This window comes from Agarivorans aestuarii (assembly GCF_019670125.1).
GTDB classification, from domain to species: Bacteria; Pseudomonadota; Gammaproteobacteria; order Enterobacterales; family Celerinatantimonadaceae; genus Agarivorans; species Agarivorans aestuarii.
Genome location: NZ_AP023033.1, coordinates 4393661 through 4414823, shown reverse-complemented (window position 1 = coordinate 4414823; position 21163 = coordinate 4393661). Strand labels below are relative to the sequence as shown.

The window sequence follows — 21163 nt, the reverse complement described above, 5'->3', positions numbered from 1 at the left end:
AATCTAACAAAAGGGAAATAGCATGAATTGGCAACATCAGCCCAGACAATCTTTAGGCTTCTTTCCCACACCTGTTCATCCATTAAGCAACCTGTCTGCGCATCTTGGCGGTCCGCAAATTTATATAAAACGCGATGACTTAAGCGGCCTAGCCTTGGGTGGCAACAAAGTGCGTAAGCTGGAGTTTTTGTTAGGCGATGCCATGCAGCAGAAGGCCGATTGCATCATTACTGCAGGCGCAGCTCAATCTAATCATTGTCGTCAAACGGCGGCTGCTGCAGCTAAGCTTAATTTACCCTGTTATTTGTTGCTAGGTGGTAGTGCACCCGCCCTCGCTCAAGGTAATGTGTTGTTAGACAAGCTTTTCGGAGCAACCATTATTTGGGCTGGCCAACAGCGTAAAGGCGAGGGCATTGAAGAGCTAGCACAGCAACTTATGCAAAAAGGTATGAATCCCTATGTTGTTCCTTACGGTGGCTCTGATGCCATAGGCTGCTTAGGGTTTACAGCTGCATTGCATGAACTGCAACAGCAAATTGATGAACTGGATGAAATAGTATTTGCCTCTAGCTCAGGTGCAACACATGCAGGTTTAATGTTGGCTAAGGCTGAGTTAGGTTTAGAGGTAAATTTGCGTGGCGTGAATATCGACAAGCTAAATCATGGGCAGCAAAGCTTTAATCAAACTATTGCCGATTTAGCTAATAGTGCGGCTAAACAATTTGCCTTGGATAAGAGTTTTACTGCTAATGAGGTTTGTTTAGATGACAACTACCTCGGTGAAGGGTACGGCATCATTGGCGACGCAGAGCGCGAAGCGATTATGCTACTTGCTGAAACCGAAGGCATTTTATTAGACCCAGTTTATACCGCTAAAGCGATGGCGGGTTTAATTGCTAGAGTACGCCAAGGGGCTTATAGATCTGATCAAAACGTATTGTTTTGGCACACCGGTGGAACACCCGCATTGTTCGCTTATGCTGACGACTTGTTATCTTAATGCCAACTAAATTCAATAAGAGAAAGGAGGGTAAGTGATGGAATCTGCTATTCACACCTTAAGTGATTTGTTCGCCCAGCTTGGTTTAGATCCTTCAATTAATGCCATCGCTGAGTTTGTGGCAGAACATGCTCCAATACCGAGTGAAGTGCCATTGCATCAAGCGGCTTTTTGGACGCCCACTCAGGCTGCATTTTTATTAGAAGCAGTGCAGCAAGATGCTGACTGGGCAGAACTTGTAGACCAACTGGATGTAATGCTGCGCTAGTTGCTAGTTGCTAGTTGCTAGTTGCTAGTTGTGCTCTTTGTGTTTTTCTAAACAACGCAAAGCCAGCTCTAGGGTGGTTCTAAAGTCACAAGCGAGAGTATTGCTGGCGCTTGCTTTACAAGACCCACTCACGAAGTGAACTTGCTGCTTTGGTTGCTGGGTAACTGGTGGCTCTTCAAACTGCGGCCTAATTTTTACGGATTGATTCAAGCTTGCCCCTTTAAGTGCTTAATTAACTCTCGCTACCATAGTGCTCTATGGCGTATTTAATCATGGCTGCACTGCTATCTAATTCCAGCTTTCTACGAATTTTTAAAGTATGGGTTTCTACGGTTCGAATGCTTATCGACAGGCTATCAGCGATTTTCTTATTGCCACAACCGGTGGCCAGCAAGCGCAATACCTGCTGCTCGCGCTTGGTTAAACTCGCTTTGCTAGCACTAGGTTCGTTGTCAAATAACAGCTTTGACACACCAGCACTAATGTAGCGTCCACCATTGGCAATTGCTTCCAATGCGCTAATCAGTTCACTAGACGCAATATCTTTGAGCAAGTAACCCTTAGCGCCATTGCGCATGGCGTTTTGCACGTATTCTTTATTGTCGTGCATGCTTAACATCACCACTTTGCTGTTCGGGCTTTGCTCGGAAAGGGCCTCCAACAGCTGAATGCCATTTAATTTGGGCATATTAATATCGGTTAATACTATGTCTGGGTTCAGTTGTTGCGCCATGGTAAGTGCTTGCTCGCCGTCAGCCGCTGTACCTACAACGGAAAAGCCAGGGTTAGCCTCTAGTCGCATTTTGAGGCCGTCTTGTACTAAGGGGTGATCGTCCACCAATAGAATTGAGGTCATACCGTTTGCTCTTGAATTGTAGCGGGTAAGGTTTTCTCTACTTCATATAGCGGTACTTTTATGGTGATCAGTGTCCCTTCTCCTAATTTGCTATCTACATCTACTTGACCATCGATGTGGGCAATCCGTTCAAAAATATTGCGTAAACCCAAACCGCTACTGGCCAGCTCTGGGCGACGGGTAAGCTCTTTTATCGAATGGCGTCGTACCTTTTTGCCCATTACAAAACCAGTGCCATTGTCCCTAATTTTCATCACCAACAATTTGGCTTGCTGGCTTAGCACTATGTCTACTGTATCTGCTTGCGCATGTTTTTCGACATTTTGTAAGGCTTCTTGGGTAATCCGATAGAAGGTTGTTTCCACGGTAGATGGAAGGTTTAGATTATCAATGTCGCACTCTAAAAACACATCTATTCCTGTACGGTGTTCAAATTCCTGGCAAAAACCTCCCAATGCGGCGGCTAAACCTAAGTCATCCAGTACGCTGGGGCGGAGGTCTTTTGAAATACGACGTATCTCACCAATTGCTTCATTAATGGTATGTAACCCTTGATTGAGGCTGTCACTGACCGAGCTAGGGGTACTGTTACATTCTGTGGCGCTTTCTAAGCGATACTTAATGGAAACTAATAATTGGTTAATACCGTCATGCAGTTCGCGCGATACCCTTTGGCGTTCTTGTTCTTGTGAATCAATAATTCGTTGGGTGAGTTCTTTGAGCTTTTTGTCGGCCAGCTTGTGCTCCGAAATATTCAAAGATGCCCCCAAAAAGGCGATTAAAATTCCCGAAATGGTGGTAATTATGAATAACCAAATAAAAGTGCGATTAATGTTGTTTTGGGTTTGCGCTTCAAGTTTTGCTAGCTCTACATCTACATCGTCTAAGTACACGCCCGTGCCAAACATCCATTGCCATTTATCTAGCATCACTACGTAACCCAGTTTCTTAGTTCGCTTTCCGGTGCTCGGTTTTTCCCACAAGTAGTTACTAAAACCGCCGCCTGCTTTGGCTTGTGCAATTAAGTCTTGAATGAGGTAGGTGCCCTCAGAATCCTTAAAGTCCCACAAATTTTGCCCGACTAATTCAGGCTGAATGGGATGAACCAAGTTGACGCCTTTAAGGGTGTAAGCAAAGAAGTAACCGTCTTCGGCAAAGCGTAAACGGTTGAGCAATTCTCTTACCTGTTGTTTGGCTCTCTCATCGTCGGCTTCTGCAGGTTCGTATATGTCACGAATGCTGGCAAAAGCTTGGTCTATGTGGTTTTGCAGCTCTAGGGTTTTGCTGCGCATGATGTTTTCTTTAATCAGCGCTAATTGTTGCTCAGTTAGGATGGAAGATTGCTTGAAAACTAAGGTGGCAATTAGTGCAGTAACACAAAGCAAAGGAACAATAGATAACAGGATAATTTTAAATTTGAGGGACCACATCTCGTGACGGCCTAACTAAGAGAATGTTAACTATATGTTAATCTATGCGATTTTTCAAAAATAGTGATCTAGCTCTCGCTTCTACCAAAGTCTAGCCTGTACGTGATCTTACGTAGAAAAAAACCGTGTATTGCCGGATAGGTTTTATTGTAACAACTCGCTAACATTAAAGGTGACCATTAAGCAGTTGGTTTACATTTAGAACATCTAACCAACAATGGAACTTACAACGAAAGGGAGAACAACATGCTTAAGTCCCTCTGCAGTAAAACTCTGCTGGCTTCTGCGATTATTGCGTTTAGTTCGGCTGCCGTAGCTGCCGACAAAGTATACAAACTAAAACTGGCTGAAACCTGGGGCCCTAACTTCCCAGTTTTTGGCGATGCAGTAAAAAACATGGTGAAAATGGCCGATGAGATGTCTAACGGCCGTTTAAAGATCCGCGTTGACTCTTCAAACAAACACAAAGCACCTTTTGGTGTATTTGATTTGGTTAAAAGTGGCCAGTACGACTTAGGCCACACCGCGTCTTACTACTATAAAGGTAAGGTGCCAAACACTCTTTACTTCACTACCATGCCATTTGGTATGAATGCACCAGAGCAACACGCGTGGCTGCAGTATGGTGGCGGACAAGACTTGATGAATCAAGTATACGCCGAGCATAACCTGGTACCTTTCCCTGGCGGTAATACTGGGGTGCAAATGGGCGGTTGGTTCCGTAAAGAGATTAACTCAGTTGAAGACCTACAAAACCTGAAAATGCGTATTCCCGGTTTTGCCGGCGAAGTATTAGCTAAGCTTGGCGCTACCCCAGTTAATATTCCACCAGGTGAGTTATATACCGCACTTGAGCGTAATACTATCGACGCACTTGAATGGGTGGGTCCTTCTCTAGATTTACGTATGGGCTTTCACAAAATCGCCCCATACTACTACATGGGTTGGCACGAGCCAGCTACCGAGTTGATGTTTATTGCTAACAAGAAAAAACTCGAAAAAATGCCAGAAGATTTACAGGCAATTCTAGCGGTTGCTATGCGTAAAGCAGCTTACGATATGTTTATTCATTCGTATGCAGAAAGCGCCAAAAACTGGCAAACCATGTTGCAAGAATACCCGAATATTCAGGTTAAAACTTTCCCTACAGAGGTTATCAAAGCACTTAAAAACGCTAACGATGACTTGTTAAAAGAGAAAGCTGCTGCAGATCCAATGGCCGCTAAGATTATTGAGTCACAACAGCAATACATGAAACAAGTTCGTGCCTACACAGCAATTTCAGAACAAGGTTACTTAAACAGTACTGAAGGTTTGTAGTAGAGAATGGGGCTGCAGCGTGGCTGTAGCTCCATCAGCTAAACCAAAAAAGCAATTACTTTGCTTGGGAGGCTAGGGATGTTGCGTTTGCAACGAGCGGTAGATGGATTTTCCAAGGGTATAGCAGGCCTCACCGCGGTGTTAATGCTGCTAATGTTAGTAAACATTTTTTATGACGTAGTCATGCGTTACTTTTTTCGCTCCAGTTCTATTGGTATGCAAGAGTTAGAATGGCACTTGTTTGCTGCCATGTTTTTATTAGGAATTGCATCTACGCTGCAGGCCGAAGGCCATGTGCGGGTAGATATTATCTACGACAAGTTAGCGGCGCGTAAACGTGCTTGGATTGACAGCCTAGGCGTCGTATTTTTCTTGTTCCCTTTTTGTGGCTTGATTGCTTGGTACGGTTACGACTTTGCATTAGAAGCTTACAACTTAGGAGAAACCAGCGGCGATCCGGGTGGCTTACCCTACCGCTGGATAATTAAATCAATGATTCCAATTTCGGCTATATGCCTCGCCATAAGTGGCTTTGGAATGTTACTCAAAAACCTCATTCAGCTGCGAAATAACGCCTAGCTCATAACAAGAAAAGGAAGTTGTCATGATTGGGATCGTCATGTTTTTCGTGGCCTTGCTAATGCTGCTCACTGGTTTTCCAGTAGCCTTTGTATTTGGCGGTGTTGCACTAGTATTTGGTGTTTTTGCCGAAGGTATCGATCTGTTTGCTTTTATGCCTTACCGCATCATGAGCATTATGCAAAACTCGGTATTAATGGCCGTGCCATTATTCATTTTCATGGGCATTGTATTGCAGAAAACCCGCCTTGCTGAACAGTTGCTCGAAGCCATGGGCCAGTTGTTTGGTCGAGTACGCGGTGGCTTAGCGGTATCTACTATTTTGGTGGGAGCCCTGCTTGCTGCTTCTACCGGTGTGGTGGGTGCATCGGTTGTGGCAATGGGCGTGATCTCCTTGCCGGTAATGCTTAAGTACAAATACGATAAGCGCTTAGCTACTGGGGTAATTTGTGCCTCAGGTACGCTTGGGCAAATCATTCCACCGTCTATCATCTTGATCATTCTTGGTGATGTAATGGGAGTGCCAGTAGGAGACTTATTTAAAGCGGCCTTATTACCAGGCGCTGTGCTGGTGGGGGCTTTTATTCTCTATGTACTAGGTTATTCTTTCTTTAAGCCTGAGTCTGCACCTGCTTTACCCCAAGATGAAGCTGCAGGCCATGGTGTGCAACCTTGCTGGAATGCTTTTAAAGCCATTGCTCCGCCCTTAGCGCTAATGATTGCAGTGCTTGGTTCGATTTTCTACGGTATTGCAACACCGACAGAGTCCTCTGCCATTGGTGGTATTGGTGCAATTCTTTTATCGATAATTTACCGCCAGTTTTCTTGGAAGATTATCTACGAAGCGGCTATTGAAACGGTAAAAGTTACTTCGATGGTATTTGCTATCTTCATTGGTGCAACGGCTTTCTCTATGGTGTTCTCTTACACCGGTGGTGAAGAAGTGATTGAAGAAGTGATGACTAGCTTACCGGGTGAGAAATGGGGCTTCTTAATCTTAACCATGATTGTGATTTTGATTTTGGGTTTCTTTATCGACTTTGTTGAAATCTCATTTATTGTGGTGCCTATGTTGTACCCAGTGGCCGAGATATTAGGCATTGATTTAACTTGGTTTGCGATTTTAATTGCGATGAACTTGCAGACTTCGTTCCTCACACCTCCCTTTGGGTTTAGTCTGTTCTATCTCAAAGGTGTTGCCCCGCCCGAGGTGCAAACTACCGATATCTACAAAGGCGTAATGCCATTTATTATTTTGCAGATATTGGTATTAGCCTCGATATTGGTGTTCCCAGACTTCTACGGCTTTGGTATGTAAACGCTATAGCTACAGATATTAAAAAGCCGCCTTATTGGCGGCTTTTTAATAGAAGAGCAAGTCAATTATTCTTCAGTACGTAGGGATAATCGAGTTTAAATAGCTTGTTAAGAAGAACGCCAGAAACATGGTAGAGACCAAGATAAAGCTTATCTTATATGATTTTCGTAATCGACTTCCTAATGCTTCAATTTGTTGGTTTTCTAGTAGCGCATATTCCTTCTTGAAAATGAACTTCAGGACTCTGGCTTGATTTTTTATACTTGAATTAAAAAGGCTTGGCTCCCCTAAGTCCTTGTAGACGGCAGGGAAGCCAGTACGTAGTAATTTAAGCAGCTTGAAAAGTTGACTGTGTACAGTGATGAAGAAAGCGAACACTAGAGCAAAGCATACTAAGAATACCCCCCCTGACATCGTTAATAGCGTCGAGTGAAGTTCAATACTCATTTAGTTAGTTCTTGGTGATATGATTTGAGCCGTAGCATTCTTAAAACGATGTCCGCTTGTAGTGGCGATACTCAGGTTTCCAAAAGCTTGCTTCAATAGTTTGCATTAGCACGTCGTCGGTGGTGTTTACCGCTAAGCCTTGTTGCATGGCAGTTTTGGCTACCGCGTAAGCGATGTGCTTGCTAACTAGCTGAATTTCTTCAAGCGGTGGCAGTAAGGCTCCTTCACCATCGTTAGCTAGTGGCGAGCATTCGGCTAAGGCGCGGCTGCTGGCGATGAGCATTTCGTCACTCACCCTGGTGGCCTGACACGCTAATACGCCTAAGCCTATACCTGGGAAAATATAGCTGTTGTTACACTGGGCGATAGGGAAGGTCTCTTCGCCTAGCTTCACCGGCGAGAACGGACTACCAGTGGCGACCAAGGCTTCGCCATTGGTCCAACGCAGTATGTCTTCAGGCAAGGCTTCAACCCGGCTGGTGGGATTGGATAGCGGCAATACGATTGGTTTCTTGCAGTGCTGGTGCATGCCTTCAATCACTTGCTGAGTAAACAGGCCTGGTGCACCAGATACACCAATAAGTACTGTAGGCTTGCCATGCTCTACTACATCTAACAGCGACAAAGCATCGCTATTAAGTCCCCATTTTTGCTGAATATCTGCTGATTGCGCCAAAGCTTGTTGGAAGTCGAGTAGATTAGGCATGTTGTCTTGCAATAAGCCCCAACGGTCAACCATGAAGATTTGGCTACGGGCTTGCGCTTCGCTAATGCCTTCTTCCACCATCGCTCGCACTATCGCCTCGGCAATACCGCACCCTGCTGAGCCGGAGCCGACAAAGGTAACGCGCTGCTCAGCTAAGTTAGAGCCAGCTGCCTTACAGGCTGCCAATAAAGAACCCACGGTTACTGCCGCGGTGCCTTGAATATCATCATTAAAACAGCAGAATTGATCTTTGTAACGCTGCAATAAAGGCATGGCATTTTTTTGGGCGAAATCTTCAAATTGAATCAGCGCATCTGGCCAGCGGACTTTAACCGCTTGCATGAATAATTCTACAAATTCGCTATATTCATCGCCGCTAATTCGTTGATGGCGCCAGCCCATATACATGGGGTCATTGAGTAGTTGCTGGTTGTCGGTGCCTACATCTAACACAATTGGCAGAGTATAAGCTGGGCTGATACCGCCACAAGCCGTGTACAGTGATAATTTACCAATAGGAATGCCCATGCCGCCGATGCCTTGGTCGCCTAAGCCGAGGATCCGCTCGCCGTCGGTCACTACAATGATTTTCACATTGTGGCGAGTGGCATTGTTTAGCAGCTCGTCGATACGGTGGCGGTTAGGGTAAGAAATAAACAAACCACGTGAGCGGCGGTAAATATTAGAGAACTGCTCACAGGCCGCACCCACGGTAGGCGTGTAGATAATCGGCATCATTTCGCTGATGTGATCTTCTACCAAACGGTAAAACAAGGTTTCGTTAGTATCTTGAATGTTGCGCAGGTAAATGTGGCGGTCTAAGTCATTAGTAAAGCTTTGATATTGCAGATAAGCACGCTCAGTTTGTTCATCGATGCTCTCGATGGTCTCTGGCAACAGCCCTTCTAAATTGAAGAAAATACGCTCTTCTTGGTTAAAGGCGCTGCCTTTGTTTAATAAGGGGGTCTCAAGTAATGCTGGACCTGCGTAAGGAATATAGAGCGGGCGTTTTTTATCATCCATGGTAAGGCTCATCTGCTTCGGCTAAGAAGCGGTATTTTTTCACAGATTTGTGTTTAGGTCATGAACTATACCAATCGTACTAAGTAACTGTTCATTCTATCTGGTTAAAATACTCGATAACTGCGTTAGAACTTTTGATTGTAGAATAACTACTTATCGAAAAATTCTGCCTTATTCTCGAGTGTTTTTCCTGCGTTATTACGATCACTTACTTAGTGTGATTGGTATTAAACCAAAGGAATGTAGATAGATTGTTGCATTATGGGGCGTTAGAAATAGGCCAGCCGGCACCGCTAAAAGATAGGAGGGGCGTAACGCCTAACAGTTGAGGTATTACCGCCCGGGCATCTAGAAGCGACAACCGACTTAATTTAACTATAAAATAGTTTATCTTTAATGCGAGATAAATGTTGTGAAAATGTTAACTCGGTGTCATTTGCTCGGCTAAGTGTATGAAATATCAACAGCGGGCAACAGGACTTACTATAGCCATATAAAGAGTAATGGCTTTAAGTGAGCGACTAGCTAGTCACGTTTAACTTATAACTCGCTTAGCTCTAAGTTTAAGTAGCCAACGAGTAATTCGGCGAAGCCTTGGTAAAAGCCCCCTTTGCTAACCTTGCGTAAGGTATCAAGCCATAGTGGCAACCAACACAGCAGGTGCTGATTAATAAAATCAGCTTGTTGCTGCGCTGGAGCATCGCGCAAAATTAAATTGCCAAGGTAATCGAGCTGAATAGCAAGATGATCCGCTGGCTCATTAAAACTAGGGTCAACTTGCAGGCCTTGGCTTACTAGCAAAGCGCGCATTTTTTCATGTGGCTCTTGAAACATCAGCTTGTTGGCCGACAGATAAACCGAAGCATAAGGTGGTGCACCTACTTTACTGTCACTTAAGAACTGCTGGCAAAAATCTGCTGCGAGTTCTAGCTCTGGGTGTTTAAAGGCGCTCAACTTTGCCAAATGATTTTTAATTATGGTAACAGCCGAGCTTAGCTCGGCCGTGTCTGCTAATTGCTTAAGCAGCTGTGCTCCTTCACCAGAGGTATAAGAAGCAAGCTGTTGCTTATCCAGCTCTTTGGTAAAAACCGTTGCAAACCACCAATAGATGCTGGCACGAACTTCGTTCTCTTGGCTAACACTAGCGGCGATTGTCATCTACGACATCTCCTTAGGGCCGCCAAAGGAGCTTACCGTAGGTGCTTTACCGGTGAACTTCTCGTATTCAACCAAACAGGTATTTGCGCTGGTGGCTTGAGCTAATTGCGAGCTGCCAATATCCATGGTTAGGGTATTAGGATCGCCATAGGTATCTAATGCGCCAATGGTTTCATCCACAGGGCCATACCAAGCACCCTCTTGCAGGCGGGCAACGCCTTTGGCGTAGTCTTCAGACACTACCGCGCCAGCGAGCAATTGCCCACGTTTGTTAAATACGCGAACTAAATCGCCATCTTTAATGCCACGCTTCTTGGCATCTTCTGGGTTGATATACAATGGTTCGCGGCCTTGTACCGCATAGGTGGCGCGAAATTCTTCCGAGTCACACATTTGCGAGTGCAGGCGTTTGTCGGGGTGACAAGATTGCAGCCAAATTGGGAACTCCTCAGAGCCTGGGCCGCCGTGCGAGCGTTCGGCTTTTTCAAACCACATTGGATGGCCTTGGCAATCATCATAGCCGTAACGATCAATTTTGCGGCTAAAGATTTCAATAAATCCTGAAGGGGTGCCTAAAGCGTTAATTTCAGGATCTTCCCTAAAGTCGGCTTGGCGGGTCCAGTTTTCACCTTTACCAAAGTCTACCCAGCCCTCTTTCCAGAAGGTCATAAAGTCGGGCATTTCAAATTTAGCTTTGTTGGCTGCGGCACACTCATCATAAAGTTGCTTCACCCATTCCATTTCTGATTTGCCTTGGGTGTATTCTTTACTTTTGCTAAAGCGCTGAGTGAGCAGGGTGAAAATCTCAAAGTCGGTTTTTGATTGATACAGCGGGTCTACCAGCTTGTGCATGGCAATAATGCCGCGGTTGCTGTAAGAACCGTACAGATCTAAATCGTTACGCTCCCATTGGGTACACGCTGGCAATACAATATCTGAGAAGCGGCAACTGGCGGTCCAAGTAAAATCTATCGAGACCACGGTTTCCAGCTTTTGGAAGGCCTTCTTCATGCGGTTGCGATCTTGGTGATGATGCCAAGGGTTACAGCCAGAGAACACCATCATCTTGATGTCGGGTAAGGTGGTTTTTGCGCCATTAGCGTTTATCACTTTTCCGGGTTCCATAATGGCATCAATCCAACGTGCTACCGGAATGGTGCTGCTATAGCCTTTAAAGTCTTGGTTCATATGTACCCGCTCATTAGGTTTGTCTGGATTACGTGGGAACGCTCCAGGCGCTGCCGCACCGGTAGACGGTACGCCAATAGAGCTATAGTGGTGAGCATAAGAAACCCCACCACCCGGTAAACCAATTTGCCCCAACATGGCTGCGATAACCGCGCCCATCCAATAAGGCTGCTCGCCATGTTGCTGACGTTGAATACACCAGCCAAAAATAAGCTGGGTACGGTCGCTAGCTAATAAGCGGGCAAATTCTCGAATTTCATCGGCTGGTACACCACAAATAGCTTCTGCCCATTCTGGTGTTTTTTCTACTTTGTCTTTAGATTCGCCAGTTACATAAGGAATAAAGTCTTCAAAACCCAAGGCATAGGTATTGAGGAATTCCTTGTCGTACAGCTCTTCGGTATAAAGCGTGTGGGCGATGGCCAGCATAAACGGGACATCGGCTTGTGGATTCACGTAACGCTGCTCACAATCGAGGTACTTTTGAGTTTTGGTGCGAACTGGGTCAACACTAATTACCCGAATTTGTTTGTTAGCAACTTTGTCTTTAAGTTGCTCTAAATATTCAAAGGATTCGTGAGTTTCACAGGCCCAACCTACTTGCAGATTCTTCATTAAATCGGTGGCCCAAAGCACCACGGTTTTACTGTTATCAAGAATCAGCGGCCAAGAGGTGCCTTGAGCGTATACCTCGGTGGTACCAAGCACATAAGGCATAATGGTTTGCCCTGCGCCGGTAGAGTAGTCGCCTACTTTTTTAACTGAGAAGCCATGCATAGCAACTGCACGCTCCATATGGTTACCACAGGAGTGCACTTGGCCAGTTTGACGCCAGCCAGTTTGGCCAGCATGCAGCGCCCAAGGGCCATAGTCTTTTTGCACTCGTTCTAGTTCTTGATAGAACAAATCGAGGGCTTCATCCCAAGTCACCCGAATAAAACGGTTATCACCACGTTGTGAGGTATCGCTCTTATTACGTTTTAGGTACCAATCGTAGCGCACCATTGGGTAGCGAATACGTGAAGGGCTATACAAAATACCTTTAATGCCCTTGAGCATTTCGGTGGGGTATTTGTCTGCTTCAAACGGTTTTATTTCTTGCACCTTGCCGGCATAAACACGGGCGCGAAACGCGCCCCAATGCGAGCCCGATACCTTCCAGCTTCCAGCTGTTTCTGCAGCGGCAGCATCATTAGAGACTGCCAATAAACTTGGGCCGATCAAAGTACTAGCGCTGGTGGCTAAAATGCCTTTGAGAAAACCGCGACGAGTAATTGCCATGTTAATCTCCTTATTAGTGGCCAGCGTCAGAAAAATCTGAAGAATGTAATTGTAGGTATTTTAATACCAGCGCTTGGGTATCACCATCTAAGTTCACAAACGACAACATCCCGTTAAACATACCTGGCCAGGTATTGGTGTCGAAGTGATTTTCGGCAGGCTGGGTATGACAAACACTACAGGCCGTATCGTAAGTGGTTTTAGCAAACTGCCACAAGGTTTCGCGTGAATCGGTGAGTGAGCCATTGCGCATCCACAGTTCTACTGAAACTTTTTGCCAAGGCAAACCTGTTAAGTCATCCTCTTTGGTTTCGCCTTTCTGGAAGATGCTATCGTTTTGCGCCACTTCTTTAGTTAAGAAGCCATCGTTAATGTTCATGGCAAAGTCTTCAAACAAGACTCGGCCAAAACCTTTAGTTTTACGCCAGCCGTCTATTTCTACTTTTATGGCATCGCCGTTCACTTCGACAATTTTCACCGCTGTGGCTGCATTAAGCTGGCCTGCTTCTTGATTAAGCTCGTGGCTGGTGAACATCGGCAGTTGGCGAACGCTGTAGTAGGTTTCTCCCTGCTTGTAACCTGAGGTGGCCATTTCTTCTAGCTTGGCTAAAGTGCCTTCGCCAGAATTCATGTTTTCAGGTAGCTCGTGGGCAATACCTTTGTGGCAATCAATACAGCTTTGGTCGCGCTCGGCGGCCATTTTCATTTGCACTTGAGCACGCTCAGACATGGAATCAAAGTCCATGCTGTTGTAGTTGTGACAGTTTTTACATTCTAAGGAGTTATTGGCAGTGAAGCGGTCCCATTCGTGCTGGGCTAGTTCACCACGTTTTGCTAAGAATTTTTCGCGGGTATTAATGGTGCCAAATATTGCACCATACACTTCTTTAGAGGCCTGCATTTTACGGGCAATTTTGTCTGTCCAATTATGTGGTACGTGACAATCTGGGCAGGTGGCTCGCACCCCAGAGTTGTTTTTCCAATGCACTGTATCTTGCAGTTCTACATAGACGTTGTCGGCCATTTCGTGGCAGCCAATACAGAATTCTTCGGTATTGGTGACTTCTAGAGCGGTATTAAAGCCGCCCCAGAAAATGATACCGGCAACAAATCCGCCAATAGTCAAAAAACCAAAGCTTAAATGCACGCTTGGTTTGCTCACTATTGACCAAAATTTCTTCAGCATATTTTTCATGGTGGTGTCTCACATTGCTGCGGATTGCTTGTTAGTAAAAGAAAGGGCTGGGTAGTTAGCCGTGTCCGGGAGGGCCCATCATTATCTGGAGCATCCAAACAATAAAGCCATAACCGCCTACTGTGACCACTGCCAAAATAGGAAAAAGCACAACAGCGATAAATAGAAATACCTTCCACTCATCCATTTTGCTGGGGCTCGGTTCCACCACATTATTCTTAGACATGCAAAAACACTCCTACATATATGTTATACACATAGATTTAACGTAGTCTTGATATGCAGTTTTGACCAGCTTCGCGGGTGTTTTATGTACTTATTTGTGTCAACAAGCCGCAATCAATTAGTAACGTTTTTTTACCGCCGCTGGCATTGCTGAAAGCTGTTGGTTCGCCAGAGCATGCAAAATCTCTACTAAAGGAGTAGAGTCAAACATTTCTAACTGATTTAGTGCATATCCAATCGCCTCTATAGTCGATAAGCCGCTATCAATGGAGGTTTTTCGTATTTTGTATTGGCCTTTTGGGGCTTTGTCGAAGTGAAATTGCGCTAGTTGCTGTAGCCAAGGGTTAAGGTGCCACAGCTTTTTGGCTTTTCGCCATGTGCCATCAAGTAGCACAATTGTAGCGGGAGATTGGGGGGCACTATAAGCCGCTACTTGCGCATCGTTTAATTGCTCTATTGGGCGGCTGTTTTCGCTGGGATAAATTAGTATGAATTGATCTGGATTTAGCTCAACTTGCTGCTTTAACTCGGCAAAATCCTCAGCCGTTTCGCCCACCATTATTTGGCCATTGTTGAGAGCTAAGCAAGCAAGGTGGGCAGTGCCTTTGGCGTGCTGTTGCTCGCTGGGGTGCTGCAAAATAATCACTGGATGACGATGCGTGCAGCGGGGAATGTCTGCGCACAAGCAGTGGCTTTGAGGGCGCAAGCAGCGCTGACAACGAACTCGACTCATTGATCTCTTAGTTTAATAAAGGCGGGCTAATTATAAGCTATTGTTTAGGGTAATTCACAATACTCTGCCTGTTGTTGCAGTAGCCAAGTGCGAATGTCTTCTGGGCAGTGATGAGACAAATGTAAGTAGGTCGGTAACTCTGCGATTAAATCAGGCCAAGCTTTAAGTTGTCCTTCGGCGAGCCGAGATTCGACACTGATTTGTGGCAAAATTGCCCAGCCTAAAGCGGCTTCTAGCGCATCCAGTAATAAGGTCTCTCCGATAAACAAATTACTTTGCTGGGGCTCGCGAATATCAAACAGCTTTAAGTGGCCATCAAAGCGCTGTTGGTGATTGACCAGCCTGGGGTGGGCGACTTTGATTAATTTGGCGGGGCGCCAATTAAGTACTTGAGTATCTTTTTGTTGGCTCTGAGCCGAAAAGCTAAAGTGAACATGTTGTTGGCTATTGCCGCTAAACTGCAGATCCAGCAAAGGGTCAAAACGCTGCAATTGATTGGCTAGCAAGGTAAGCCAAGGGCTAGGAAACCACGACTGATAGCTAATACTCAGCTTAAGGCTTTTTCCCAATTGTAAATGGTGACAATGGCGTTGTAGCTCGTGGTAGCGACTAACGATGAGTTCTGCTTGTTCAATAAGCGCAAGCCCTGCTGAACTCAGTGGAAAGGGAGCGGCGTGTTGATTGAACAAGCAACAAGCAAGCTGCTTTTCTAGTTGGTCAACTCGCTGTATTACCTGTAGTTCGGAGCACTTAAGCTGCTCGGCACATTTTATTAAGTTGCCATGTTTGGCAAGGCATACAAAGGCTTCTAAGGCGGCTTGTTTGGCTTGCTCATCCATCGTAAGCACTCAAGCTTAATAGGTTTAAGCATTGCGCTACTTGGCTGTCGTGCTGGCTATTTAGCCAAAGGATTTCTATTTCTAACTTGGTTGGTGAGAAGTAATTACTTAGGTGTAATTCTATCAAGCTACCATTACGAAAACTGGACTCCAACCAATGACGTGGAGCGATGGCCCAGCCCATTCCAAGTACTAGCAAATCGTGCAACATTTCACGGTGACTGAGCTGCCAGCAGTTTACCCGGTTAAGTTGCAGCTCTAGTGGTAGATGGTTTAAACACAGTTGGCGGTGGCGCTGCAATTGTTCGGCGCTTAGTTGCTGGTGTTTACTCAAACTATGACGAGCGGCACAGGCCAGCGCCAAGCTCAAATTACAATAACGGCGTGAATGGGTTTTTGGTGGTTTATTTTGTTGGGCAACCCGTAGGGCAATATCAATATTACCGTTAACTAATTGCTGTTGCAGTTGGCTACTGCTTAATTGTACCAGTTTCAGCTGTTGCAGCGAAAGTTCACTAATAAAGCGTGGGTAACATTGTAATAAGCTTTGGCTGGGTACAAATTCGTCTAAACCAATCACGATTTGTTGCGGCTGTGGTTTATCTACAGGGCTTTGCAGGAAGTTATCTAGTTGCAGTTGTAGCTGCTTAGCACGCTGGTAAAGCTGCTGGCCTTGTTCGTTTAAGCGTCTGTAGTCGGGGTCGAATAGCGTGCAGTTTAATGATTGCTCTAAGTCGGAGAAAATCTTTCTTCTGCTGCTAGAGCTGGTCATCTCTGGGTAATGGTGGCGTTGCTCATAGGCTTTAACAAACCGGCTGAGCAAGCCAATATCCGTGTGCTGCATTCTCATAGGCCATGATTTTAGTATCTTTTAAGGCTAGCAGAGAATGGCTGAGCTGTTAGAACATGTAGCGAACACCTGCACTGGCTTCGAGCTTCACTTCAAGGTCGTCAATCACATACACTATTGGTTGTAGCTCGGCAAAGAATCGAAATTTATCAACTACAGTATGCGCCCCAAACACTGCACGAGCGCCTAGCTTATGATGGTGGTGATCGCTCCATTTACCGCCAAAGCCGTAATAAAAGTATTGTTGCTCAGGAAAACCAATGATTTTATCGCCACTTAAAGAGAAATCGTTAAGTCCTAGGTTCACTCGAATATCGTTAAACTGAGCGCTAATACCATTGTCGCTGCCTACCATTACCCCAAGCTCGGGATTAGCATTGCTCGAAAATGCCACTAAACAAAGTGCCCCAGCACCAAATACTGCAATTTTCATAGTTACCTCATTTATTGTTTGTCGAGCATTCTAGAGATAGCTCATCACAAGGTAAACCTCTGAGCTGTTGCTTTTATCGGCAAGCCTGCGCAGATATCGTGACAGGCTAAGCTAATTTGGCTAAATGCTGCGAAATAGTGCTTGTTGAGGGGGGAAATGCGTGCTAAATGTAAGGTAAGTGGTTGATACTCATATAGGGGTTCACCATTGTATGAAGCTGCCGAGAGTGATTTAGCTCCCTCGCTCAGCTTCTAAGCGCTAGCTATTTTTAGTCGTAAGGAGTGCTTATGAGAACAGAACAAGCGTTCGCCAACACCGGATTGTTAAGCCGTTACTTAGCAGAAAGAGAGCAATTTTTTAAAGGAGCATGCTGCTTTGTTCCTGATTCCCACCATAGCCTTAAAGAGCAGCAACACAGTGCCTTACAACACGCCTATCAACAATCTTGGATTAGCATTTCAGAACTTCAACACTGGTCACAACAACTGGATTTGTGATTAGCCAATGTGCTCAGCACGCTACGCGATGGCTTTAGCGAGTTGTGAGCGGGTAATTCAAAATAGGCGATCGGTAGTTTGATCGCCGCCAGCTGCTGGCGTAAAAACAGATTCAGCTGCTGTTTATCTAGCTTTTGTTCGGCCTTGATAAAAGCCACCGGACATTGGCCGTACTCACTATTTTGTTGCGCAACCACCACTGCTTGATTAACTTGCGGATGTTGCAATAGCGCAAGCTCAATTTCTTCGGGCTGAATATTTTCGCCAGCACAGATAAACATGTTGTTACTACGACCTAATGTAAAGAGGTGAGCGCCTTCAATTAAACCTCTGTCACCGCTGTTAAACCAACCATCAGGTTCACAAGCTTTCAAAATTTCGCCGTTTTTCCAATAACCTAGGAACAAGGTTTTACCACGTAAGTAAATTTCGCCTTGATGTATTTTGGCGCGGCGATGCGGCAAAATCTGATAACTGTTTTGCCCCAAGCTGTGATGACGGGTGGCGATTTGCGAACTCATTTCACTGCTGCCATAAGAGCTATATACATGAAAACCACGGCTAATCGCTTCTTCCAATAAACTCTCGTTACAGGCTGCGCCACCAATCAAGATATGTTTTAGTTTTAAGCTATGCGCCCAAAACTTAGCTTGGGTCAGCAAGCGGTAAAGTTGGGTCGGTACCAGCGAGACATGAGTGGTCGCACTAGCTAACAAGTCGGGAAATACTCGGCCTTTATTTTGCGCAATCACAATCCGCGCACCGGCCAATATACAGCGCCATACTATGGCTTGGCCGCCAATATGGTAAAGCGGCAAAGACAATAACCACTGGTCTTGGTGGTTGAGAGGGATCATCGCTTGTGAGCCCTGAGCGCTGTAGTAGTGATTTCGCCAGCAGTGCACCACGGCTTTAGGTGGGCCGCTACTGCCAGATGTAAACACCATGCTCATCGGAGCTTCGCTGTCGAGCTCGCCAGCATCAGAGCAGCTAAGTGCTTGATGAGGGTTAAATTCAACCCGCTTGCCTTGATCTAAGCTCAGATCCAAGTTGCTCCAATAAAACTGGCACTCTACGGTAGCGCTTAAGGCCTGTAATTGGCTGAGAGGGTGGTGGTGATTAAGCGGGCAGAAGATATAGCCAAGCTCTAAGCTTGCTAGCTGTAATAGCAGCATTCGCAGCGGATCTTCACCAAAACAACATAGCCTTGAGCCTTTCGTGAGGCCTTGCAAGCGCAATTGCTCGGCCGTGGCCTTAACCATGGCATAAAGCTGCTGATAGCTGACATGCTGTTGGCCAATGCTTAGTGCGATGTGCTCGGGTCTAAGTTGGCTTTGCTGTTGCAGTGCGTGGGTCGACAACGAATGGGTGCTCATAGCGGCATTATGCCGCAAAAGGTGATGCTTGTCGCCGCTGGCAAATCTTACCAGCGGCGCAGTGCTATGCAGGGTTTTAAGCTACCAGAGCAGTTACCCCAAAGGCGCCAGCTAAGCCAGCGATAGCGCGAGTGATTTTTTGACCGTAAGCAGACTGTTGCGCCGTTTTACCTAGCAAGTAGCCACCACCAATAAGGGCGATAGAACTGGCAATAAATCCAGCGAAGAATAGCTTCATATCTGCGCCTGCTGGTACTTCGTTACCATGAGCAGCACCGTGTAAAGCAGCCACTAAACATACTGCTAAACCCGCTACGCTAGCCGCTTTAGGCAATACTTTAGCGACTAATACCGCCATAACCAGCAGTGAAATCGCTAAGCCTGTTTCTAACATTGGTGGTACAAAACCCATGCTGGCAACAAGGGCTGCAACGATTAAGGCAAAAACACTTTGCGCCATGCTTAGTTTAAGTTTGCCAGTTTGGCTGGCTAATAAACCAATTAGGCTTAAGGCTATTAGATGGTCAAGGCCAGTAAGTGGGTGCAATAGGCCTTCGCTCAAACCGTGGTGGTGCCCCTCGTGAGCGAAGCTCGGTAAGCTAATTAGTAGGCCTGCAGCCAAAGTCAGTAGTCTTTTCATGGTAGATTCCTTGTAAATTGAAACTAGTTAGCAGTGGCTGGGCTGGACTCTTCCAACATGCCTTGCTCGATAATAAAGTTGATAATGGTTTGCAAACCGTCGCTGGTTTTAAGGTTACTAAATACAAATGGGCGTTCGCCGCGCATCTTCTTGGCGTCGCGATCCATCACTTCTAGCGAGGCACCAACGTGTGGTGCTAGGTCGGTTTTATTGATGATCAATAAGTCAGACTTAGTAATTCCTGGTCCACCTTTACGCGGGATTTTGTCGCCAGCACTTACATCAATAACATACAAGGTTAAGTCACTTAGCTCTGGGCTAAAGGTGGCGCTTAGATTGTCGCCGCCGCTTTCTACTAATACTAAATCTAAGCCTTGGTGGCGACGATTAAGCTCAGCAATGGCAGCTAGGTTCATCGATGCATCTTCGCGAATCGCGGTGTGTGGGCAACCGCCAGTTTCTACACCTAAAATACGGTCTTCGGCTAGGGCATCATTACGCAGCAAAAACTGGGCGTCTTCTTTGGTATAAATGTCGTTGGTCACAACAGCTAGGTTGAAGCGGTCTTTTAGTTCTCGACATAGGGCAGTAAGTAAGGCGGTTTTGCCTGAACCTACTGGGCCGCCAACACCTACACGTAAAGTTTGTTTTATGCTCATTATGGATCCTCTTTTTTGTAGCTGCGCTAAGAGCGAAACAGCCGACAATATTGGGTTTCGTGAAGGGCGCTAGCCAAGCTTAAGGCTGGTAACGACCCGCTAATTTGTTCAAAGGGTAGAGTGAGTCCAGACTCGCGTGCTGGTGGCAGCAGTGGCAGTAACTCACTCAATAATTTTTGGCAGGCAGTTTGTCCAAGCGGCAGAGTTTTACCCGCTACTGCCAGTTGGTTTTCTAGCCAAGTCCATAGGTAGCCGTCGGCTAGCTCGTTGAGCGCAACTTGCCAATGTACGCCCGCTAAGGCAAACATGCTGGTCCAACTCATTGGCTCATCGCTCAGCTTTGCAGTGATGCTCTCATCAAGCTGAGTGAGCAAGGTGCGCAGGGCGTTACCCATTTGCACATCTTCTAGCTCTAACTCGAGGGTTTCGCGGCTGGCTATAAGCTCTAGGTTTAGGCTTTCAAACTTAGCGAAGTCTTGGGCTTCACAAGCTTGATAAAGCGCCGCTAGCATGGGGATGTCGAGGCAGGCTAAACCTGCTTCTAAACAGCCGCTTATCCAGTTTCGTAGCTGCTGCGGATTGTTCACCCAGCCGTTTTCGATGGCGTATTCCAAACCCTGCGAATAGGCAAAGCCGCCCACCGGTAGGCTTGGGCTAACCAAGCGCATTAGCTGAAGTTGCGCCATGCTAGACATTAGTGGCTGTGCCCTGGTAAATGGCTGTGGTAAGCACCGGTTTCTGGGTCAAAAGGCCCTTGGTGCTGTTCTACTCGTAGCCCGTAAAGCTCCACTAAGTCTTGCAATACGTGGTCGGGTTGAAAGCGCACCCAACCTTCGCCTATTTGCAGCGGTGTATGGCGGTTGCCTAAGTGGTAACAAACCTTGGCGAACATTAGTGGATCATCGCTATAGGCAGTGGTGACCAACTCGTCGGCACTTTTAATCTCAACCACTTCGCCATTGTCGGCTTCGAGCATTTGACCATTTTGCAGCACTTGGCCACGCTCAAGGAAAAAGCCGATATCTTGTTTGGCTTCGGTTTGTGCCTTAATGCGGGCTTTTTTACGCAATTCGTAACTCAATACCACTTGGTGATGCACCGGGCCGTGATAGTGATGGAGGGTTTGATACACCTTTAACATT

Annotated in this window: 23 protein-coding genes; 6 read left to right on the top strand and 17 right to left on the bottom strand. The window is 46.1% G+C overall.

Translation table 11 applies throughout. The annotated features are described in order from the left end of the window. Positions 1-22 precede the first annotated feature (22 nt). Positions 23-1000, top strand: a complete 978-nt coding sequence (locus K5609_RS20405; protein WP_221075229.1) for a D-cysteine desulfhydrase family protein — start codon at positions 23-25, stop codon at positions 998-1000. 37 nt (positions 1001-1037) lie between these two features. Then, entirely contained in the window at positions 1038-1268 is a 231-nt protein-coding gene (locus tag K5609_RS20400; protein WP_016403096.1) for a DUF2789 domain-containing protein, read from the top strand. Between the two features lie 24 nt (positions 1269-1292). Here the strand turns inward: K5609_RS20400 and K5609_RS20395 are convergent, their stop codons facing one another. The 3 genes from K5609_RS20395 to K5609_RS20385 are packed head-to-tail and all read right to left on the bottom strand — an operon-like array spanning position 1293 to position 3554. Beyond that, the gene (locus K5609_RS20395) at positions 1293-1478 is read right to left on the bottom strand and encodes a hypothetical protein (RefSeq protein ID WP_221075228.1); all 186 of its coding nucleotides are present in this window, start codon (positions 1476-1478) and stop codon (positions 1293-1295) included. Positions 1479-1500: 22 nt separating this feature from the next. Next, positions 1501-2124 (bottom strand): response regulator, encoded by a 624-nt coding sequence (locus K5609_RS20390; RefSeq protein ID WP_016403098.1) that lies wholly within the window; start codon positions 2122-2124, stop codon positions 1501-1503. Then, positions 2121-3554 (bottom strand): cache domain-containing protein, encoded by a 1434-nt coding sequence (locus K5609_RS20385; protein WP_221075227.1) that lies wholly within the window; start codon positions 3552-3554, stop codon positions 2121-2123. Before K5609_RS20385 ends, K5609_RS20390 begins: the two co-directional genes overlap by 4 nt. 246 nt (positions 3555-3800) lie before the next feature. Between K5609_RS20385 and K5609_RS20380 the strand changes: the two genes are divergently transcribed. The 3 genes from K5609_RS20380 to K5609_RS20370 all read left to right on the top strand — a co-directional run bounded on the left by K5609_RS20380 (position 3801) and on the right by K5609_RS20370 (position 6771). Next, a complete protein-coding gene (locus K5609_RS20380) occupies positions 3801-4874 on the top strand; it encodes a TRAP transporter substrate-binding protein (protein WP_221075226.1) in 1074 nt (357 codons plus the stop codon). Between the two features lie 78 nt (positions 4875-4952). Further along, the gene (locus K5609_RS20375; protein WP_016403101.1) at positions 4953-5453 is read left to right on the top strand and encodes a TRAP transporter small permease subunit; all 501 of its coding nucleotides are present in this window, start codon (positions 4953-4955) and stop codon (positions 5451-5453) included. A gap of 25 nt (positions 5454-5478) precedes the next feature. Next, positions 5479-6771, top strand: coding sequence for a TRAP transporter large permease (locus tag K5609_RS20370; protein ID WP_221075225.1), 1293 nt, complete (start codon positions 5479-5481; stop codon positions 6769-6771). Between the two features lie 487 nt (positions 6772-7258). Here the strand turns inward: K5609_RS20370 and K5609_RS20365 are convergent, their stop codons facing one another. The 9 genes from K5609_RS20365 to K5609_RS20325 all read right to left on the bottom strand — a co-directional run bounded on the left by K5609_RS20365 (position 7259) and on the right by K5609_RS20325 (position 16849). Next, positions 7259-8947: an NAD-dependent malic enzyme gene (locus tag K5609_RS20365; RefSeq protein WP_221075224.1), complete on the bottom strand. Its 1689-nt coding sequence runs from the start codon at positions 8945-8947 to the stop codon at positions 7259-7261. A 540-nt stretch (positions 8948-9487) separates the two neighbouring features. Then, entirely contained in the window at positions 9488-10105 is a 618-nt protein-coding gene (gene torD, locus K5609_RS20360; RefSeq protein ID WP_221075223.1) for a molecular chaperone TorD, read from the bottom strand. After that, entirely contained in the window at positions 10106-12574 is a 2469-nt protein-coding gene (gene torA / locus K5609_RS20355) for a trimethylamine-N-oxide reductase TorA (RefSeq protein WP_221075222.1), read from the bottom strand. 13 nt (positions 12575-12587) lie between these two features. Further along, complete coding sequence (gene torC, locus K5609_RS20350; protein WP_221075221.1) at positions 12588-13769, bottom strand: pentaheme c-type cytochrome TorC; 1182 nt, start codon at positions 13767-13769, stop codon at positions 12588-12590. Between the two features lie 55 nt (positions 13770-13824). Beyond that, entirely contained in the window at positions 13825-13995 is a 171-nt protein-coding gene (locus K5609_RS20345) for a periplasmic nitrate reductase, NapE protein (protein ID WP_163133342.1), read from the bottom strand. A gap of 117 nt (positions 13996-14112) precedes the next feature. Beyond that, a complete protein-coding gene (locus tag K5609_RS20340) occupies positions 14113-14727 on the bottom strand; it encodes a tRNA-uridine aminocarboxypropyltransferase (RefSeq protein WP_221075220.1) in 615 nt (204 codons plus the stop codon). Positions 14728-14771: 44 nt separating this feature from the next. Beyond that, the gene (locus K5609_RS20335; RefSeq protein ID WP_221075219.1) at positions 14772-15566 is read right to left on the bottom strand and encodes a LysR family transcriptional regulator; all 795 of its coding nucleotides are present in this window, start codon (positions 15564-15566) and stop codon (positions 14772-14774) included. After that, entirely contained in the window at positions 15559-16410 is an 852-nt protein-coding gene (locus K5609_RS20330) for a LysR family transcriptional regulator (protein WP_221075218.1), read from the bottom strand. The genes K5609_RS20335 and K5609_RS20330 overlap by 8 nt, the downstream gene beginning before the upstream one ends. 55 nt (positions 16411-16465) lie before the next feature. Beyond that, a complete protein-coding gene (locus tag K5609_RS20325) occupies positions 16466-16849 on the bottom strand; it encodes a hypothetical protein (protein WP_016403112.1) in 384 nt (127 codons plus the stop codon). 287 nt (positions 16850-17136) lie between these two features. Here K5609_RS20325 and K5609_RS20320 point away from each other — a divergent pair, with 287 nt between their 5' ends. Further along, positions 17137-17346, top strand: a complete 210-nt coding sequence (locus K5609_RS20320; RefSeq protein ID WP_163133347.1) for a hypothetical protein — start codon at positions 17137-17139, stop codon at positions 17344-17346. Here K5609_RS20320 and menE read toward each other — a convergent pair. From menE to ureE, 5 genes are all read right to left on the bottom strand, one after another. Next, a complete protein-coding gene (gene menE / locus K5609_RS20315) occupies positions 17316-18722 on the bottom strand; it encodes an o-succinylbenzoate--CoA ligase (protein WP_221075217.1) in 1407 nt (468 codons plus the stop codon). The two genes, K5609_RS20320 and menE, sit on opposite strands and share 31 nt — an antisense overlap. Positions 18723-18798: 76 nt before the next feature. Beyond that, entirely contained in the window at positions 18799-19362 is a 564-nt protein-coding gene (locus K5609_RS20310; protein WP_221075216.1) for a HupE/UreJ family protein, read from the bottom strand. Between the two features lie 23 nt (positions 19363-19385). Beyond that, positions 19386-20021, bottom strand: a complete 636-nt coding sequence (gene ureG / locus K5609_RS20305; protein WP_163133350.1) for an urease accessory protein UreG — start codon at positions 20019-20021, stop codon at positions 19386-19388. Positions 20022-20047: 26 nt separating this feature from the next. After that, positions 20048-20716, bottom strand: a complete 669-nt coding sequence (locus tag K5609_RS20300) for an urease accessory protein UreF (protein WP_221075215.1) — start codon at positions 20714-20716, stop codon at positions 20048-20050. After that, on the bottom strand, positions 20716-21162 hold the full coding sequence (gene ureE / locus K5609_RS20295) for an urease accessory protein UreE (protein WP_163133352.1): 447 nt from the start codon (positions 21160-21162) through the stop codon (positions 20716-20718). Before ureE ends, K5609_RS20300 begins: the two co-directional genes overlap by 1 nt. Position 21163: the final 1 nt, after the last annotated feature.

What these genes read in the sequence shown, in the direction of transcription:
- K5609_RS20405 (WP_221075229.1), top strand. Translation starts at nt 23, where the DNA reads ATGAATTGGCAACATCAGCCCAGACAATCTTTAGGCTTCTTTCCCACA.
- K5609_RS20400 (WP_016403096.1), top strand. Translation starts at nt 1,038, where the DNA reads ATGGAATCTGCTATTCACACCTTAAGTGATTTGTTCGCCCAGCTTGGT.
- K5609_RS20390 (WP_016403098.1), bottom strand. Translation starts at nt 2,124, where the DNA reads ATGACCTCAATTCTATTGGTGGACGATCACCCCTTAGTACAAGACGGC.
- K5609_RS20385 (WP_221075227.1), bottom strand. Translation starts at nt 3,554, where the DNA reads ATGTGGTCCCTCAAATTTAAAATTATCCTGTTATCTATTGTTCCTTTG.
- K5609_RS20380 (WP_221075226.1), top strand. Translation starts at nt 3,801, where the DNA reads ATGCTTAAGTCCCTCTGCAGTAAAACTCTGCTGGCTTCTGCGATTATT.
- K5609_RS20375 (WP_016403101.1), top strand. Translation starts at nt 4,953, where the DNA reads ATGTTGCGTTTGCAACGAGCGGTAGATGGATTTTCCAAGGGTATAGCA.
- K5609_RS20370 (WP_221075225.1), top strand. Translation starts at nt 5,479, where the DNA reads ATGATTGGGATCGTCATGTTTTTCGTGGCCTTGCTAATGCTGCTCACT.
- K5609_RS20365 (WP_221075224.1), bottom strand. Translation starts at nt 8,947, where the DNA reads ATGGATGATAAAAAACGCCCGCTCTATATTCCTTACGCAGGTCCAGCA.
- torD (WP_221075223.1), bottom strand. Translation starts at nt 10,105, where the DNA reads ATGACAATCGCCGCTAGTGTTAGCCAAGAGAACGAAGTTCGTGCCAGC.
- torA (WP_221075222.1), bottom strand. Translation starts at nt 12,574, where the DNA reads ATGGCAATTACTCGTCGCGGTTTTCTCAAAGGCATTTTAGCCACCAGC.
- torC (WP_221075221.1), bottom strand. Translation starts at nt 13,769, where the DNA reads ATGAAAAATATGCTGAAGAAATTTTGGTCAATAGTGAGCAAACCAAGC.
- K5609_RS20345 (WP_163133342.1), bottom strand. Translation starts at nt 13,995, where the DNA reads ATGTCTAAGAATAATGTGGTGGAACCGAGCCCCAGCAAAATGGATGAG.
- K5609_RS20340 (WP_221075220.1), bottom strand. Translation starts at nt 14,727, where the DNA reads ATGAGTCGAGTTCGTTGTCAGCGCTGCTTGCGCCCTCAAAGCCACTGC.
- K5609_RS20335 (WP_221075219.1), bottom strand. Translation starts at nt 15,566, where the DNA reads ATGGATGAGCAAGCCAAACAAGCCGCCTTAGAAGCCTTTGTATGCCTT.
- K5609_RS20330 (WP_221075218.1), bottom strand. Translation starts at nt 16,410, where the DNA reads ATGCAGCACACGGATATTGGCTTGCTCAGCCGGTTTGTTAAAGCCTAT.
- K5609_RS20325 (WP_016403112.1), bottom strand. Translation starts at nt 16,849, where the DNA reads ATGAAAATTGCAGTATTTGGTGCTGGGGCACTTTGTTTAGTGGCATTT.
- K5609_RS20320 (WP_163133347.1), top strand. Translation starts at nt 17,137, where the DNA reads ATGAGAACAGAACAAGCGTTCGCCAACACCGGATTGTTAAGCCGTTAC.
- menE (WP_221075217.1), bottom strand. Translation starts at nt 18,722, where the DNA reads ATGAGCACCCATTCGTTGTCGACCCACGCACTGCAACAGCAAAGCCAA.
- K5609_RS20310 (WP_221075216.1), bottom strand. Translation starts at nt 19,362, where the DNA reads ATGAAAAGACTACTGACTTTGGCTGCAGGCCTACTAATTAGCTTACCG.
- ureG (WP_163133350.1), bottom strand. Translation starts at nt 20,021, where the DNA reads ATGAGCATAAAACAAACTTTACGTGTAGGTGTTGGCGGCCCAGTAGGT.
- K5609_RS20300 (WP_221075215.1), bottom strand. Translation starts at nt 20,716, where the DNA reads ATGTCTAGCATGGCGCAACTTCAGCTAATGCGCTTGGTTAGCCCAAGC.
- ureE (WP_163133352.1), bottom strand. Translation starts at nt 21,162, where the DNA reads ATGTTAAAGGTGTATCAAACCCTCCATCACTATCACGGCCCGGTGCAT.